The following is a 17,248-nucleotide window of genomic DNA, read 5'->3' as shown; positions in this document are numbered from 1 at the left end:
ATTACTAAACGCAGATATACAGCATGACAACTAATCTCAACAGTTAATCCCAGTCAATAAAAAACCGTCTTTAAAGACGGTTTTTTATTGACTGGGATTAACTGTTGAGATTAGTTGTCATGCTGTATATCTGCGTTTAGTAATTCTGCTAAATTAGCAGTTGCTTCTTCAGCACTTACTTGTGGCGATATAGAATCTTCATGCTGATATTTACGACGTACACGAGCCTGGTGATAAGAATAACCAGTACCGGCAGGAATTAGACGACCCACAATTACATTTTCTTTAAGACCACGTAATTCATCACCTTTACCAGCAACAGCAGCTTCAGTTAACACACGCGTAGTCTCTTGAAAAGAAGCCGCAGAAATAAATGACTCAGTAGCTAACGAAGCTTTAGTAATACCTAATAAATCACGATTATAAGTTGCTAATATTTTACCATTATTTTCTAACTCACGATTTGCCATTTTAATACGAGCAAACTCAACTTGCTCACCCACCAAAAATTCACAACTTCCAGCATTTTTAATCGTTGCTTTACGTAACATCTGACGAACAATGACTTCTATATGTTTATCATTAATTTTAACACCTTGTAAACGATAAACATCTTGCACTTCATTCGTAATATAACGAGTAACAGCATGTACGCCTCGTAAGCGTAAAATATCATGTGGAGATTCTGGTCCATCAGAAACTACGTCACCGCGTTCTACGTATTCACCTTCAAATACATTTAGTTGACGCCATTTTGGAATCATTTCTTCATATGGTGCACTACCATCTATAGGAGTAATAACCAAACGACGTTTACCTTTTGTTTCTTTTCCAAAAGAAATGATACCTGTAATTTCTGCTAAAATAGCAGATTCTTTAGGACGACGAGCTTCAAATAAATCAGCAACACGTGGTAAACCACCTGTAATATCTTTAGTACCACCAGATTCTTGCGGAATACGTGCTAAAGTATCTCCTGTATGTATCTGCGCAGCATCTTCTAACTGCACGATCGCTTTACCAGGTAAAAAATATTGTGCTGAAATATCAGTACCTGGAATTAAAACGTCTGCGCCATTAATATCAACTATTTTTAAAGATGGACGTAAATCTTTACCGCTACCAGAACGCTCTGCAGAATCTAATACTACTAAAGAAGATAAACCAGTTAGTTCATCTGTTTGACGAGTAATAGTTTGAGTATCAATGATATCGATGAAACGTATAAATCCACTTACCTCTGACACTACAGGCATTGTATGTGGATCCCAATTAGCCACAATATCTCCACCATAAACTTTTGCACCATCTCCTTTAGCCATAACAGATCCATAAGGAACTTTATAACTTTCTTTGGTACGGCCAAATGTATCTATTAGTTTTAACTCAGTATGACGAGAAGTAATCACTAATTTATTATCACTATTAAAAACAAACTTTGCATTATTTAATTTTAAACGACCTGTACTTTTTACCTGAACACTCGATTCTGCTGCAGCACGAGAAGCAGCACCACCAATATGAAATGTACGCATTGTTAGCTGTGTACCAGGTTCTCCAATAGATTGTGCAGCTATAACACCTATTGCTTCTCCTTTATTAATTAGATGTCCACGAGCTAAATCACGACCATAACAATGTACACATACACCAAAATTAGTGTCACAAGTAACAACTGAACGCACCTTAATAATATCCACAGAATATTCTTCTAGTATATCACACCATTTTTCATTTAGTAAGGTATTACGTGAAACAAGAATATCTTTTGTACCTGGTTTAATAACAGCTTCAGCAGTTACACGACCTAATACCCGATCACGTAAAGGTTCTTTAACATCACCTCCTTCAATAACCGGAGTCATAACAATACCATTATGAGTACCACAATCATCTTCAATTACAACTAAATCTTGCGCTACATCAACTAAACGACGAGTAAGGTAACCAGAGTTAGCTGTTTTTAGTGCAGTATCTGCTAATCCTTTTCGAGCTCCATGAGTAGATATAAAATATTGCAATACATTTAAACCTTCACGAAAATTTGCAGTAATTGGTGTTTCTATAATAGAACCATCAGGTTTAGCCATTAAACCACGCATACCAGCTAATTGACGAATTTGTGCTGCAGAACCACGAGCACCGGAATCAGCCATCATAAAGATACTATTAAAAGATACTTGACTCTCTTGTTGGCCTTTATTATTAACAACTAACTCAGTAGAAAGATTTTCCATCATAGCTTGCGCAACACGTTCATTAGCAGCAGCCCAAATATCAATGACTTTATTATAACGCTCACCTGCTGTAACTAGGCCAGACTGAAATTGTTCTTGAATATCAGCAACCTCTATTTCAGCTTCAGAGATAATGTCTACTTTTTTTTCTGGAATAACCATGTCATCAATACCAACAGAGGCGCCAGAACGAGCAGCATAGGCAAAACCAGTGTACATGATTTGATCAGCAAAGATAACGGTAGGTTTTAAACCTAATATGCGATAACAAGTATTTAGCATTTTAGAAATAGCTTTTTTACCTAAAAGCTGGTTAACCATAGCATAAGGTAATCCCTGCGGTACAATCATCCATAATATTGCACGACCAATAGTAGTATCTACTACACTAGTAGTAGTGATCCATTTGCCTTCTATATTTTTGTTTGTTTGTGTTATACGAACTTTTACTCTAGCATGCAAAGAAGCTATTCCAGAACGATAAATACGCTCAGCTTCTTTAGAACTACTAAGAATCATGCCTTCACCTTTAGCATTAACAGAGTCACGAGTCATATAATATAAACCCAATACAACGTCCTGAGAAGGAACAATAATGGGCTCACCATTTGCAGGTGAAAGAATATTATTAGTAGACATCATTAATGCACGAGCTTCTAGCTGAGCTTCAAGAGTTAATGGTACGTGAACAGCCATTTGATCACCATCAAAATCAGCATTATAAGCTGCACATACTAAAGGATGTAACTGAATAGCTTTACCTTCAATTAATAATGGTTCAAATGCCTGAATACCTAAACGATGTAATGTTGGTGCGCGATTTAGCATAACTGGATGTTCTCGAATAACTTCATCCAAAATATCCCAAACAATAGATTCTTCGCGTTCAACCATTTTCTTTGCAGCTTTAATAGTCGTAGCAAGACCACGTAGTTCTAATTTTCCATATATAAATGGCTTAAATAATTCTAATGCCATTTTTTTAGGTAATCCACATTGATGTAAACGTAGATATGGTCCTACAGTTATAACAGAACGACCAGAATAATCTACACGTTTACCTAGTAAATTTTGACGAAAACGACCTTGTTTACCTTTTATCATATCCGCTAAAGACTTTAAAGGACGTTTATTAGACCCAGCAATTGCTCGTCCACGACGACCATTGTCTAATAAAGCATCAACTGCTTCCTGAAGCATTCGTTTTTCGTTGCGTACAATAATATCTGGTGCTGCTAGATCTAATAAACGTTTTAAACGATTATTACGATTGATAACCCGACGATATAAATCGTTTAAGTCAGAAGTTGCGAAACGGCCACCATCCAAGGGTACTAATGGACGTAAATCTGGAGGTAAAACTGGCAGGACAGTTAATATCATCCATTCTGGTTTATTACCAGACTGCATAAAAGCTTCAAGTAATTTAATACGCTTAGTCATTTTTTTACGTTTAGTTTCAGAATTCGTTTCATATAATTCTTCACGTAGTTGTTCGCATTCCACTTCTAAAACCATGTTCTTTAAAAGATATTGAATAGCCTCAGCTCCCATCTTTGCATCAAATTCATCACCAAATTCTTCTAAAGAATCTAGATATTGCTCTTCAGTCAAAATTTGACGATGCTCTAGATTAGTCATACCAGATTCTACAACAACATATGATTCAAAATATAGTACGCGCTCAATATCACGTAATGGCATGTCTAATAATAAACCAATGCGGGATGGTAATGATTTTAAAAACCAAATATGAGCAGCAGGAGAAGCTAATTCGATATGACCCATGCGTTCACGACGTACTTTAGTTTGAGTAACTTCAACACCACACTTTTCACAAATAACACCACGATGTTTTAAACGTTTATATTTACCGCATAGACATTCATAATCTTTTACTGGTCCAAAGATACGAGCACAAAAAAGACCGTCACGTTCTGGTTTAAATGTACGGTAGTTAATAGTTTCCGGTTTTTTTACTTCTCCGAATGACCAAGAACGTATCATATCTGGCGAGGCCAGAGTAATTTTGATTGCGTCAAACTCTTCAGTCTTAGTTTGAGCTTTCAGAAACTTTAGTAAGTCTTTCACGGATTAGCTCCTGTAGGAATTAAGACCTATTGAGTATTAATATATTACTAAATATCCGTATGAACCAAGTTGAACTACTAACTAAACAATCCTATGCTAACTATCACAGGATATTTTAGTGGTTAGTGTCTAATATCTATTATATTCAAAGTTACTTGAAAATCACTTTATATTTAAAAAATAGAACCAAAATAACTACTCATCTTCCAGTTCAATATTAATACCTAACGAGCGTATTTCTTTTAATAATACATTAAAAGATTCTGGCATGCTTGGTTCCATACGATGATCACCATCTACAATATTCTTATACATCTTAGTGCGTCCATTAACATCATCTGACTTAACAGTTAGCATTTCTTGCAATGTATAGGCTGCACCATATGCTTCCAAAGCCCATACTTCCATTTCACCAAACCGCTGACCACCAAATTGAGCTTTACCTCCTAGAGGTTGTTGTGTGACTAAGCTGTAAGAACCAGTAGAACGCGCATGCATTTTATCATCAACTAAATGATTAAGCTTGAGCATATACATGTAACCAATAGTTACTGGACGCTCAAACTGTTCTCCTGTACATCCATCAAATAAGATAATCTGACCCGAGGTAGGTATATCGGCTAACGTTAAAAGATCTTTAATTTCTTTCTCATTGGCACCATCAAATACTGGCGTTGCAATTGGTAGTCCTTTTTGTAAGTGTTGAGCTAAGCGTATTACTTCGTCGTCAGTAAATGTTTTCAAATCAACAGTCTGACGTGTATTATCACCAAGATCATAGGCTTTTTGAATAAAAGTACGTAACTTAGTTACTTCTTGTTGTTGTTGTAACATAGTATGAATTTTATCACCAATACCTTTTGCGGCCATACCCAAATGAGTTTCTAAAATCTGACCAATATTCATACGAGATGGTACTCCTAAAGGATTTAATACAATATCTACCGGAATACCATTCTTATCGTAAGGCATATCTTCTATAGGATTTATTTTAGAAATAACTCCTTTATTTCCATGGCGTCCTGCCATCTTATCTCCTGGTTGAATATGACGTTTAACAGCTAAATATACTTTAACAATTTTTAATATTCCTGGGGCTAAATCATCACCTTGAGTTATTTTGTTATGTTTAGCATCTAATTTTTTTTCAAAATCATCTTTTAATTCATCATACTGTTCAGCTAATTTTTTTAATTGATTTTGTTTAACTTCATTAGTTAAATTAAGTTCTAACCAGAGATTACGTGACATCTGCGTTATTCTAGTAGCATCAATACCGCCAGCTATAAGAACATCGTATATACGCGCAAATAAACCTGTTTCTAAAATTTGAAATTCTTCTGTTAAATCTTTCTTAGCCTGCTTAAGCTGCATTTCTTCTATTTCAAGTGCACGTTTATCTTTTACTACACCATCACGAGTAAAAATCTGTACGTCAATAACAGTTCCTGCAACACTATTTGGTACACGCAAAGATGAATCCTTAACATCTGATGCTTTTTCACCAAAAATAGCACGTAATAATTTTTCTTCTGGAGTAAGTTGTGTTTCACCCTTTGGCGTGACCTTACCAACTAGAATATCACCACCTTTTACTTCTGCTCCAATATAAGCTATACCTGATTGATCTAATTTAGACAAAGCAGCTTCACCTACATTTGGAATATCAGCAGTTATTTCTTCGGAGCCAAGTTTCGTATCACGAGATATACAAGATAATTCCTGAATATGAATAGAAGTAAAACGATCTTCCTGAACAACACGCTCAGATATTAAGATAGAATCTTCAAAGTTGTAACCATTCCATGGCATAAATGCAACACGCATATTCTGACCAAGAGCTAATTCACCTAGATCAGTGGAAGGACCATCAGCTAAAACATCACCACTCTTTACTGGTTCATTTAGATTAACACATGGCATTTGGGTAATACAGGTATTCTGATTAGACCGTGTATATTTAGTTAAGTTATAAATATCAACTCCTCCTTCATCAGAATACATTTCATCTTCATTAACTCTAATAACAATACGAGAAGCATCTACATACTGAATAATACCACCACGCTTAGCAACAACAGTAACACCGGAATCAACAGCTACAGCACCTTCCATACCAGTGCCTATTAATGGTTTATCGGCACGTAGTGTAGGAACTGCTTGACGCTGCATATTTGCGCCCATTAATGCACGGTTAGCATCATCATGTTCTAAAAAAGGAATTAAAGACGCACCAACAGAAACTATTTGCTGAGTAGAAACATCCATATAATCAACTTGATTACGATTAAATAAACTAGACTCTCCTTTATTACGACAAGTAATTAGATCTTCAACAAAAACACATTGATCATCTAAATTAGAATTTGCTTGAGCTATAACATAATTTCCCTCTTCAATGGCAGATAGATAATGAATGTCATTAGTAACAATTCCATTACGAACTTGGCGGTATGGAGTTTCTAAAAAACCATATTCATTAGTTTGTGCATAAACAGATAGGGAATTTATTAACCCAATATTTGGTCCTTCAGGAGTTTCAATTGGACATACGCGACCATAATGAGTAGGGTGTACATCTCGTACTTCAAATCCTGCGCGTTCACGAGTCAAACCACCTGGACCTAAAGCAGAAATACGACGCTTATGCGTAATTTCTGATAGTGGATTATTTTGATCCATAAATTGAGATAACTGACTGGAACAAAAAAACTCCTTTACTGCTGCTGAAATTGGTTTAGCATTAATCATATCTTGAGGCATAAGCATATCTAAATCACCCAGAGATAAACGTTCTCTAACGGCGCGCTCTACACGTAACAAACCTACACGGAATTGATTTTCAGCCATTTCGCCAACAGAACGTATACGACGATTACCTAAATGATCAATATCATCAACTTCACCTCTACCGTTTCTAATATCTATTAGTTTACGGATAACGTCTATTATATCTTCTTTACTTAATGTACAAGATCCTTCAATATCTTTACGTGATAGTGAACGATTAAATTTCATGCGACCTACTGCCGATAAATCATAACGATCTTCAGAAAAAATCATATTTTCAAATAAATTTTCTGCTGCTTCTTTTGTTGGTGGTTCTCCAGGTCGCATCATGCGATAAATTTCAACTAGAGCACTTAGGCGATCAATAGTAGGATCAATCTTAATGGTATTAGAAATATAAGCACCGTGATCTAAGTCATTGGTAAATAGTGTTATTATATTCTGATATCCTGCTTGACTAATTTTAGATAGTAAATCAAGTGATAACTCTGTATTTGCTGCACAAATTAATTCACCAGTCTTATTATCGATATAATTTTGAGCAACTATTTTACCAATAATATATTCAATGGGTACTGCTATTACATTAATATTATCTTTTTCTAATTCCCGAATATGGCGAGCAGTAATACGACGTCCTTTTTCAATATATATTTTATCATTAACAATGATATCAAAAGACATAGTTTCACCGCGCAAGCGCTCTGGAACAAGTTCCATCTGTAATGTATTATCTTCAATTTTAAATATAACTTTATTAAAAAATAATGTTAGTATTTGTTCAGTAGTAAAATTTAATGCACGAAGAATAATAGTAGCTGGTAATTTACGACGGCGGTCAATACGCACAAATAAATTATCTTTAGGATCAAATTCAAAATCTAACCATGAACCTCGGTAAGGTATAATGCGTGCATTATACAATACTTTACCAGATGAATGTGTTTTACCTTTATCACTATCAAAAAATACACCTGGACTGCGATGTAACTGAGATACTATAACACGTTCAGTACCATTAATAATAAATGTACCATTATCAGTCATTAGTGGAATTTCACCCATATATACTTCTTGCTCTTTAATATCTTTAATAGTTCCCTCAGGTGCTTCACGCTCATAAATCACTAAACGTAGTTTAACACGTAGTGCAGAAGAGTAAGTTACTCCACGGATCTGGCATTCTTTAACATCAAATATTGGCTTACCAAGACGATAACTTACATACTGTAGTTCTGCGTTACCACTATAACTTTGAATTGGGAAGACAGAACGAAAAGCAGCTTCTAAGCCATGTTTTCCATATGAATCTTGTTTGATAAATTTATGGAACGAATTAAGTTGAATAGAAAGAAGATAAGGTATGTCCAAAACTTGTGGACGTTTACCAAAATCCTTGCGAATACGTTTTTTTTCAGTATAGGAGTAAACAACCATAGAGTTCCTCAGCTAGCTGATCAGTAACCTACTCTTTTATTGGCAGAATAGGTTATGTAACACCATTGTGTTACCGAAAGGCATAAGTATTTTAGAATACTATTGTCTCACTTTTATATTATTTAATGATTTGTACTTTGAAGTTAAATAGGTACAATACTGCGAATATGCTAAATTAAAATAAAAATAAATTTTAAGAAAATAACAATAACTAAAATATCAAATACTATAAACATTTTTACAGCATAAATGGCTGGTACTTTTTGTTACCAGCCACGGTATTCCTGCATAAGTTGCAACTAAATAGTAAGTTTATTTGATTTCAACTTCAGCACCAGCTTCTTCTAAAGATTTTTTTAGAGTCTCGGCATCTTCTTTATTAATACCTTCTTTTAATGTAGTTGGTGCAGACTCAACTAAATCTTTAGCTTCTTTTAAGCCCAGACCAATAGCGCTACGTACTGCTTTAATAACAGTAATTTTATTAGCTCCAATAGTTTTTAAAATAACATCAAACTCAGTTTTTTCTTCAATAGTTTCAGCTGGACCTACAGGAGCAACAGTAGGAACAGTAGCAACAACACCGAATTTTTCTTCCATCATGGTGACCAAGGCAACAACGTCCATTACGGACATTTCGGAAACCGCATTCAAGATATCGTCTTTAGAGATAGACATAAGAATTGTTCCTAAAATTTAGAATTTTATAATAAGTAGGCAAATAAATTAATAAGAATAGCTGATTAAGTAACTTTTTTCTGATCGCATAATGCAGTAAAAGTACGCAATAATTTACCTACAGAAGCTTCTTTTATGACTGCAATAAAGCATGCTATTGCTTCTTTGTAAGTTGGCATGGCCGCTAAATAATCTATCTGATCTCCTGTAATTAGTTTACCATTAAAAGCTGCAGCTTTGATTTTAAATGTTACATGAGCTTTCATGAAATTTTTGAATAAACGGGCAGCAGCACCTGGATATTCCATAGAAAATGCAACTAAAGTAGGACCAATTAACTGATTTGTAAGGCATTCAAAAGGAGTACCTACTACAACTCGTCGCATTAAAGTATTGCGTACAACACGCATGTAAACACCAGATTCACGTCCTATTTTGCGTAATTGAGTCATTTTATCCACGGTTATACCACAAGAGTTAGCTATAACAGCAGAGTGTGCGCTTTTGGTTACTTCTATGACCTCAGCAATAATTGCTTTTTTGTCCTGAAGATTTAATGCCATTAGCTTTAGCTCCTAGACCACAACCGGGTAATGATTTTCCCGGAAATAAATATTACCTAATACCGAAACGGTATAGACTTTAAAGAATATAATAAATGAAATTTTTAGTAATTAACAATGTTTTAGGTCTATGACCTTTGAGCAAGTTAATTGATGATATTGATTTATAATTTATCTACATGGTAGATAATAAGTTTATCAAGTACATTATATCTTAAATAAAAAATACTATGTATTATATTAATAATTGTATATATTAAAAATATTTATATAAAATATGCGGGCGTTAGATTTCTAGATAGTCTAACGCCCGCATAAATCTCAAAGTAATTAGAGCTCTTTCTTTTATAACATTAGTTGGCTAATAAAGTTAAACTATCCTGTTCAATTGACAATCCAACACCCATAGTAGTGGATATGCTAATTTTTTTAATAAAAATACCTTTAGAAGTTGTTGGTTTAGATTTTTTCAAAATAACTAATAGAGTTTCCAAATTTTCTTTTAATTGATTGCAATTAAAATTAATTTTACCAATAGTACTATGGATAATACCATATTTATCGTTACGATAACAAATTTGACCAGCTTGGGCATTTTTAATAGCTGCAGTAATATTATGAGTTATAGTACCAATTTTAAGGTTTGGCATAAGACCTCGTGGTCCCAGAATAGAACCTAACTGACTAACAATATGCATTGCATCAGGGGAAGCAATTACTCGATCAAAATTTATGTAACCTTTTTTAATATTATCTGCTAAATCTTCCATACCTATCAAATCAGCTCCTGCTAATTTAGCAGCTTCAGCATTGATACCTTGCGTAAATACAGCAATACGAACCAAACGACCTGTGCCATGTGGAAGAACAGTAGCACCACGTATATTTTGATCAGATTTACGAGCATCAATTCCAAGATTTATAGCAACATCAACACTTTCAACAAATTTAACAGTAGCAAAATTCTTTAAGATATTAATAGCTTCAATAATATTATATTGTTTAGTAGTATTCACTTTATCTTTAGTTATGCGCATACGCTTGGTAAGCTTAGCCATTTTAATCCTCCACTACTAAACCCATAGAACGAGCAGTGCCTTCTATAGAGCGCATCCTAGCTGCAATATTAGATCCAGTCATATCTATTGCTTTAGTTTCTGCAATATGACGAATTTGAGCATTTGTTACTTGACCAACTTTATCTTTATGTGTTTTGCAAGATCCTAATGTAATACCAGCTGCTTTTTTTAATAATATTGCTGCTGGAGGAGTTTTAGTAATAAATGTAAAAGAACGATCAGAGTAAACGGTAATAACAACAGGAATAGGTAAACCTTTTTCTAAATTTTCAGTTTTAGCATTAAATGCCTTACAAAATTCCATAATATTTACACCTTTCTGACCTAAAGCTGGACCAACTGGTGGACTAGGATTTGCCATACCGGCTGCAACTTGTAGTCTAATGTAGGCTTGTATTTTTTTAGCCATGGTCAATATCGCCTTATAATAGATTATTAATTACTTAATAAATGTTTATCTAGCAAGTATAAAATTATTATAAAAAATAAAATATTTAAAATATTTTTTTAATCTTAGTTCTTGTTTAATAAAATAACTTTATTATTTAATAATTTTATTAGTTTTTTTCTACTTGACTAAAATCTAACTCTAGAGGAGTACTACGACCAAAGATAGATACTGAAACTTTTAATCTGCTTTTATCGTAATCTACTGCTTCTACAACTCCATTAAAATCGGCAAATGGACCATCACTAACACGAACCATTTCTCCTGGTTCGAATAAAGTTTTAGGACGTGGCTTATCGCCAGCTTGCTGGAGTCTATTAGTAATTGCATTGACTTCTTTATCACTAATAGGAGCTGGACGATCAGAAGTTCCACCAATAAAACCCATCACACGTGGTACATTACGAACTAAGTGCCAACTAGCATCTTCCATCACCATCTGAATTAATACATAACTGGGAAAAAATTTACGTTCGCTTTTTCGACGTTGCCCGCCACGTATTTCAACAATTTCTTCGGTTGGAACCATAATCTTACCAAATAAATTGTTCATTTTATGTAGTTTAATATGTTCAGATAATGCATGTACTACACGACTTTCAAAGCCAGAAAATACTTGAACAACATACCAACGTTTTTTAGGGGCTTCAGACATCTTAGAACCTTAAATCAGTAATAAAGGATACCATGCGGACTAGAATACTATCCAGCCCCCATAAAATTAGTGACATCACAACGGTAACAATCGCTACAATTAATGTTGTATAAAAAGTTTCATGCAGAGTTGGCCAAATAACTTTACGTATTTCAGTGCGAGCTTCACGGGCAAAAACTAAAGCAGACCTACCTTGAGTAGTAAACATTGCCATAATACCAGCTAAAGATATAATAAAAAATACTAATATAGAGCGTAATAATAGATTAAAATTACGATAAAAGAAGTTACCTATAATTGCAAGTAATAAAAGTATAATGACAACTAACCATTTAAAAATATCTCGATTATACTTACTATTTTTAGCATTGATATTAGTACTCATACAACCAACCTATAACAAGATTATAAAAAAGAATGGCCTTTTACCAGTGCAAATGAACTTACAATATAATAAACATCTTCAAAAAATAAAAGCAATTAGTATAATTTATTTATTAAATATAAAAAATAAAATATTTGTATCTATTGTTTATTCGATATAATAAATTTTAATTTTCAAAAATTTTTTGTATTTCATTAATGATAAAAATATTTTTTGATAAATAATAATATAACATACTTAATAAGTATCAAAATATATTTTTTATTACATATCAAATTAAATATTATCTATTACCTAATTTAAGTATAAATATTACATTAATAATTATACTTATTTTTAGTAAACATTAAATATATAAAATATATTTTATTATTACTATTGAAGTGATTTATCCTAAATAAATTTAGTGATTTAAATTTTAATAAAATAAGCAGTTATATTTTATAACTATATCATATATATTACTGTATTATTTAAATGATATACATATACTGCGTATGATTTTATAAAACATAGTAGTTATAATAATGTTTTTTTATTTTTATAAAATATAACTAATTTAAAAATATATATATTAATATCTTCACATACTAAACTAAGATATATCTATAAATATTACAAGGAACATGGATTATAATCTTATTTTTCTTAATAAATAATTTTAATATTATTATTTAATTAATATATTAATTTCATTTAATTAAACCACATAACATGATTGCTTCAAATTTGTTAGAAGAATAATTAACTATATTTTATAATAATATAATTATGTATCTAAAATAAATCTTTTTTAATTTTATTAAATATATTTATTTAAATAAATTCACTCATTTTGTATTTAATATATACAAATAATTTTATATAACTTTTACTTAGGTCATACTTATCCGTACATAATATATATAAAAATATATTTTTTATATATTTTAAATAAAAAATCAATTATTTATTCTTTACAAGTTGTATTATAAAAGATTTTTATCAAAATAAATATTTTACTAAAAAATATTGAATTTATTATTTATTCATTGATAAAATTTATACAATTAATAGTAAAATTTTATAAAACTAGAGTAGTTTAAATATGCATAATATATAATCCAAAAAAGAAATTTATTATTTAATAATAATTATTATGTAAAACTTTTTAATATCTATTTTACTGGTTTAATGACAATGTTAATTTTAATAAAAATCATGCTGATACCCAGAATCGAACTGGGGACCTCACCCTTACCAAGGGTGTGCTCTACCTACTAAGCAATATCAGCATATATTTTTTTGGAGCGGGCAGCGGGAATCGAACCCGCATTGTCAGCTTGGAAGGCTGAAGTAATAACCGTTATACAATGCCCGCATATTTTATAATTGGTTTAATATATTCTTGAAATATTACTATCTATATAAAATAATTTACAAAATATTAATATTTTTTATTAAAGATACTTATCGAAGTATTAAATTAAGCGATGTTATAATGGTGGTGGGGGAAGGATTCGAACCTTCGAAGTATAAAACGGCAGATTTACAGTCTGCTCCCTTTGGCCACTCGGGAACCCCACCACTTAATGGTATGCCGGCTACCGGAATTGAACTGGTGACCTACTGATTACAAGTCAGTTGCTCTACCAACTGAGCTAAGCCGGCATTAAGTAATTTATATTTTAAATAGTAATAGAATTATATGCAACAAAAAATTCAAAATCAAAAAAACATTAATTTATTTATTTTATTAAAACATTAATAAAAATATGTTTTTTTAAAAAAATAGTAGCATAAACATATAATACAGTATTTTTACTGTTTGCTACAATAAATTTATTTTATTGATTAATTCTATGTTATTTTTTTGTAAACTACGAATATCATAAAATAAAATATACAATGAAAAATTATTAATTTTAAGTGTAAACTAAAAAAGTTTGAATATAGTTAATATCATTTTTAATATTTATATGATACATTAAATATATTATGATTGATAATAATAATGATTTGCATATAATTAAATTACCATAATAATAACATATATCGTTAAAACTGCAAAGAAAATATATTTTTTTCTAATTAAATATATTAATTAAATTAATTCGACTATACTACATTTATAATGTATGAGTAAACTTAAATTCATTTCGTAATAACATAGAAATTATATTTTTATATTTTTAAAAAAAATTTTATAAAATATTAATAATAGATATTATCCATCTAAAAAATAAAATTATTTTTTAATATTTATATCAATTATTTAATAAATTTATTTTTTTTAAATAAAAAATATTAGCTAGATAACATATTAGATTATACATGACTATATCATAAGTATTTAATATTTTTCTTAAAAGAAAGTATAAAAAATTTTTAAAATTATTAGAAAATTCTAATATCATAAAAAATATTTTATTCAATAATATGCAAAAAATAATTAATAATTTACTCAAGATATAAGTAAAATACAAAAGTATTCTTCATTGAATGATAATATTGATTCACTAAAATTATACCGAGATAATGCCTGATTTATTGAGTACTTTATAAAGTGTACCGATCTTACTACTAATATAAGTCTAATGTAATGCGTTTTATAGTTATAATGATATCTAAAATTACATTTATACATAAAAGATATCATTAATATATTAATTACGCAGTAATTAAATAGTATATAATAAATAACAAATTATTACCTATTGATTGTGTCGTTAAAAGATAATACAGTTATAAATTTTTTTAATTAATTAATATAAGATTTATTATAAACACTTCTTATTATATTGTAAGATAGATAATATATTATAACGTTACTGTAAAAAATATGATTTTATAAAATGTTGTTTTAAAATATACTATCCGTCTTTTTATAGTAAAAATTAAAAAAATTAATTAAGTGCTATTAATAATATAATAATTTAATAAAATTGTACATCTTAATAATAAAATCTTATCAAAATTAATTAAAAATATTTATTATAAATTATTTTTTGTTAAAAAAATAATTTACGTCTCATACTGGTAGTACATATATTCTATAATTATCAGAATTTATAATTTTATTCTTAAATGGCACAAAATAATCAAATATTGTCTATCAAATAATTAATTTTTAAAAAAAACATTATAAAATTTTATTATTTAATATATTATATATTAACTATATATCATTTTAAATAAACTATAATGAAGAAAATTATTTTACAAAAAATTTTATAATATATTATTGGTTAACATCATAATATTAAAATTTAAAAACTGATTTTCGTCATAATGAATATATACTATATCAATAATACTCATTACTTACTAATAACTATCATTACATAATATTTGATAGTATAAATAATAAAATATATAGCAACAGTATATAAAAGATACATTTTACAGTATTATTGAAAATAAATATTATTTTAATATTTATTATTTAATATATTTAAGTAATATTTATTTATATGATTAGTAAATTATAAGTAGAATTAGAATGTAAATTTATATAATTTAAATTATAATGGCTAGAACAATATGATTGATATTAACATTGTGTTAGCTATTTTAGCTTATTACTTTATAAGCTCTGATAAACTTTAATAAATATGAAAAATATTATTTTGTATAAGAAAATATTAATTTTTAAAAAATTAAATTTATATTTTAATCTTTTATATTTATATTATATTTTAATATATGTATATAATTAAATATTATTTATTATAATTTATATATAATATATATTATCGCACTAATAAAATAATGTAACTAATATAAAATAATTATTAAAGATCATTAATTATTTCAATACTCACTAATCTCTATATTATCTGTTTTATATATTATGTCTGTTAATAATATATTTATTCATATAATAAATATATAATATTATGTATAATAAAATGAAAATTATTATAAATAATAATTTAATACTACATATATTATTGCCTTTAAAATATAATATAACTCTCAACTATTAATGTAAGTACTTTCTATTAATTTTATGTATTATAATTAAGAATATCAATTTAATTTAAAGGACAATATATGAAATCTCTGTTGATTTTTTTAATTTTTTTAGTAATTTTTGTGCTTTCCGTGACATTAGGTGCACATAATGATCAAGTAGTTTCATTTAATTATTTGATTGCTCAAGGTGAATATTGTCTCTCAACATTACTTGCTATACTTTTTGCAAGTGGATTTATTTTATGCTGGATTATTTGTAGCTTGTTTTATTTACGTCTTCGTTTAGGTTTAGCTCGCGCAAAACGTAAAATTCGTCGCTTAGAGCAGCAATCATCTACTATGAGTTCTAAGGGATAAAGAATATGTTAAAAATGTTTTTTCTTATTTTTCGTGATTACTATTTATAACTCGCATATGGGAGATGTAAAGATACTAAGCAAGATAGACAACAAACATCTAATGGCTTCTTACGTGAATATGTTACTAAAATTAATTTTTTCTAATTAGCAAGATAAAACAGTAGAGTTATTTCGAATATGCTAAAAGAGGAGATAATAATATAATTGAAGCATATCTTGTTTCAGGTAACTTATTCAGCTGTCTTGGTAAAGTAAATTGTATTATTTATAACTCCTTAATAAATAATACATCTGTACATTTTAAATAACATTTATTAGTAGTACAACAATTTAGTCAGTATTAAATATCTGCTAGTTTATACGATCATGCTAAAAAAATGTGTGATTAATGAATAAAGATTTTAAAGTATTTATATTACAATAATTATTGATTATTTATCAAGTTATCCATTATTAAAAATATTATAAATATTGCTGAACAATTAAAAAATATGATTAATATAAAACATACTATAATTGCAGAGTTTTTATTATATTATTTTATTACAGACAATAAACTTAGATATACT

Annotated in this window: 9 protein-coding genes and 4 tRNA genes; 1 reads left to right on the top strand and 12 read right to left on the bottom strand. The window is 29.5% G+C overall.

The annotated features are described in order from the left end of the window. Nucleotides 1-110 precede the first annotated feature (110 nt). The 12 genes from rpoC to GII40_RS00445 all read right to left on the bottom strand — a co-directional run bounded on the left by rpoC (nucleotide 111) and on the right by GII40_RS00445 (nucleotide 14,013). Nucleotides 111-4,328, bottom strand: coding sequence for a DNA-directed RNA polymerase subunit beta' (rpoC, locus tag GII40_RS00500; RefSeq protein ID WP_226813453.1), 4,218 nt, complete (start codon nucleotides 4,326-4,328; stop codon nucleotides 111-113). Nucleotides 4,329-4,523: 195 nt separating this feature from the next. Continuing rightward, nucleotides 4,524-8,555, bottom strand: coding sequence for a DNA-directed RNA polymerase subunit beta (gene rpoB, locus GII40_RS00495; RefSeq protein WP_226813452.1), 4,032 nt, complete (start codon nucleotides 8,553-8,555; stop codon nucleotides 4,524-4,526). A 312-nt stretch (nucleotides 8,556-8,867) separates the two neighbouring features. Then, entirely contained in the window at nucleotides 8,868-9,233 is a 366-nt protein-coding gene (gene rplL / locus GII40_RS00490) for a 50S ribosomal protein L7/L12 (protein ID WP_226813451.1), read from the bottom strand. A 65-nt stretch (nucleotides 9,234-9,298) separates the two neighbouring features. Next, entirely contained in the window at nucleotides 9,299-9,796 is a 498-nt protein-coding gene (gene rplJ / locus GII40_RS00485) for a 50S ribosomal protein L10 (protein ID WP_226813450.1), read from the bottom strand. A 353-nt stretch (nucleotides 9,797-10,149) separates the two neighbouring features. After that, nucleotides 10,150-10,854 carry a 50S ribosomal protein L1 gene (gene rplA, locus GII40_RS00480; protein ID WP_226813449.1) on the bottom strand — a complete coding sequence of 235 codons (705 nt, stop codon included), beginning with the start codon at nucleotides 10,852-10,854 and terminating at the stop codon, nucleotides 10,150-10,152. A 1-nt stretch (nucleotide 10,855) separates the two neighbouring features. Next, entirely contained in the window at nucleotides 10,856-11,284 is a 429-nt protein-coding gene (rplK, locus tag GII40_RS00475) for a 50S ribosomal protein L11 (RefSeq protein WP_226813448.1), read from the bottom strand. 148 nt (nucleotides 11,285-11,432) lie between these two features. Next, a complete protein-coding gene (gene nusG / locus GII40_RS00470) occupies nucleotides 11,433-11,978 on the bottom strand; it encodes a transcription termination/antitermination protein NusG (protein ID WP_226813447.1) in 546 nt (181 codons plus the stop codon). Between the two features lies 1 nt (nucleotide 11,979). Beyond that, on the bottom strand, nucleotides 11,980-12,363 hold the full coding sequence (secE, locus tag GII40_RS00465; protein ID WP_226813446.1) for a preprotein translocase subunit SecE: 384 nt from the start codon (nucleotides 12,361-12,363) through the stop codon (nucleotides 11,980-11,982). Between the two features lie 1,201 nt (nucleotides 12,364-13,564). Next, nucleotides 13,565-13,637, bottom strand: a tRNA-Thr gene (locus GII40_RS00460). A gap of 11 nt (nucleotides 13,638-13,648) precedes the next feature. Then, nucleotides 13,649-13,723, bottom strand: a tRNA-Gly gene (locus GII40_RS00455). Nucleotides 13,724-13,844: 121 nt separating this feature from the next. After that, nucleotides 13,845-13,929: transfer RNA gene (locus tag GII40_RS00450), tRNA-Tyr, on the bottom strand. Nucleotides 13,930-13,940: 11 nt separating this feature from the next. After that, a tRNA-Thr gene (locus tag GII40_RS00445) sits at nucleotides 13,941-14,013 on the bottom strand. 2,385 nt (nucleotides 14,014-16,398) lie between these two features. On the opposite strand from GII40_RS00445, the gene GII40_RS00440 reads away from it, so the two are divergent. After that, entirely contained in the window at nucleotides 16,399-16,677 is a 279-nt protein-coding gene (locus tag GII40_RS00440) for a LapA family protein (protein ID WP_226813445.1), read from the top strand. The last annotated feature ends 571 nt before the right edge of the window (nucleotides 16,678-17,248 follow it).

The organism is Candidatus Profftia lariciata (assembly GCF_020541265.1).
Classification (GTDB): Bacteria; Pseudomonadota; Gammaproteobacteria; order Enterobacterales; family Enterobacteriaceae; genus Profftia; species Profftia lariciata.
The sequence above is the reverse complement of the archived record's forward strand: the minus strand, read 5'-3'. Positions and strand labels throughout refer to the sequence as shown.

Excerpts from the sequence above, each read along its gene's own strand:
- rpoB (WP_226813452.1), bottom strand. The coding sequence starts at position 8,555 with ATGGTTGTTTACTCCTATACTGAAAAAAAACGTATTCGCAAGGATTTT.
- rplL (WP_226813451.1), bottom strand. The coding sequence starts at position 9,233 with ATGTCTATCTCTAAAGACGATATCTTGAATGCGGTTTCCGAAATGTCC.
- rplJ (WP_226813450.1), bottom strand. The coding sequence starts at position 9,796 with ATGGCATTAAATCTTCAGGACAAAAAAGCAATTATTGCTGAGGTCATA.
- rplA (WP_226813449.1), bottom strand. The coding sequence starts at position 10,854 with ATGGCTAAGCTTACCAAGCGTATGCGCATAACTAAAGATAAAGTGAAT.
- rplK (WP_226813448.1), bottom strand. The coding sequence starts at position 11,284 with ATGGCTAAAAAAATACAAGCCTACATTAGACTACAAGTTGCAGCCGGT.
- nusG (WP_226813447.1), bottom strand. The coding sequence starts at position 11,978 with ATGTCTGAAGCCCCTAAAAAACGTTGGTATGTTGTTCAAGTATTTTCT.
- secE (WP_226813446.1), bottom strand. The coding sequence starts at position 12,363 with ATGAGTACTAATATCAATGCTAAAAATAGTAAGTATAATCGAGATATT.
- GII40_RS00440 (WP_226813445.1), top strand. The coding sequence starts at position 16,399 with ATGAAATCTCTGTTGATTTTTTTAATTTTTTTAGTAATTTTTGTGCTT.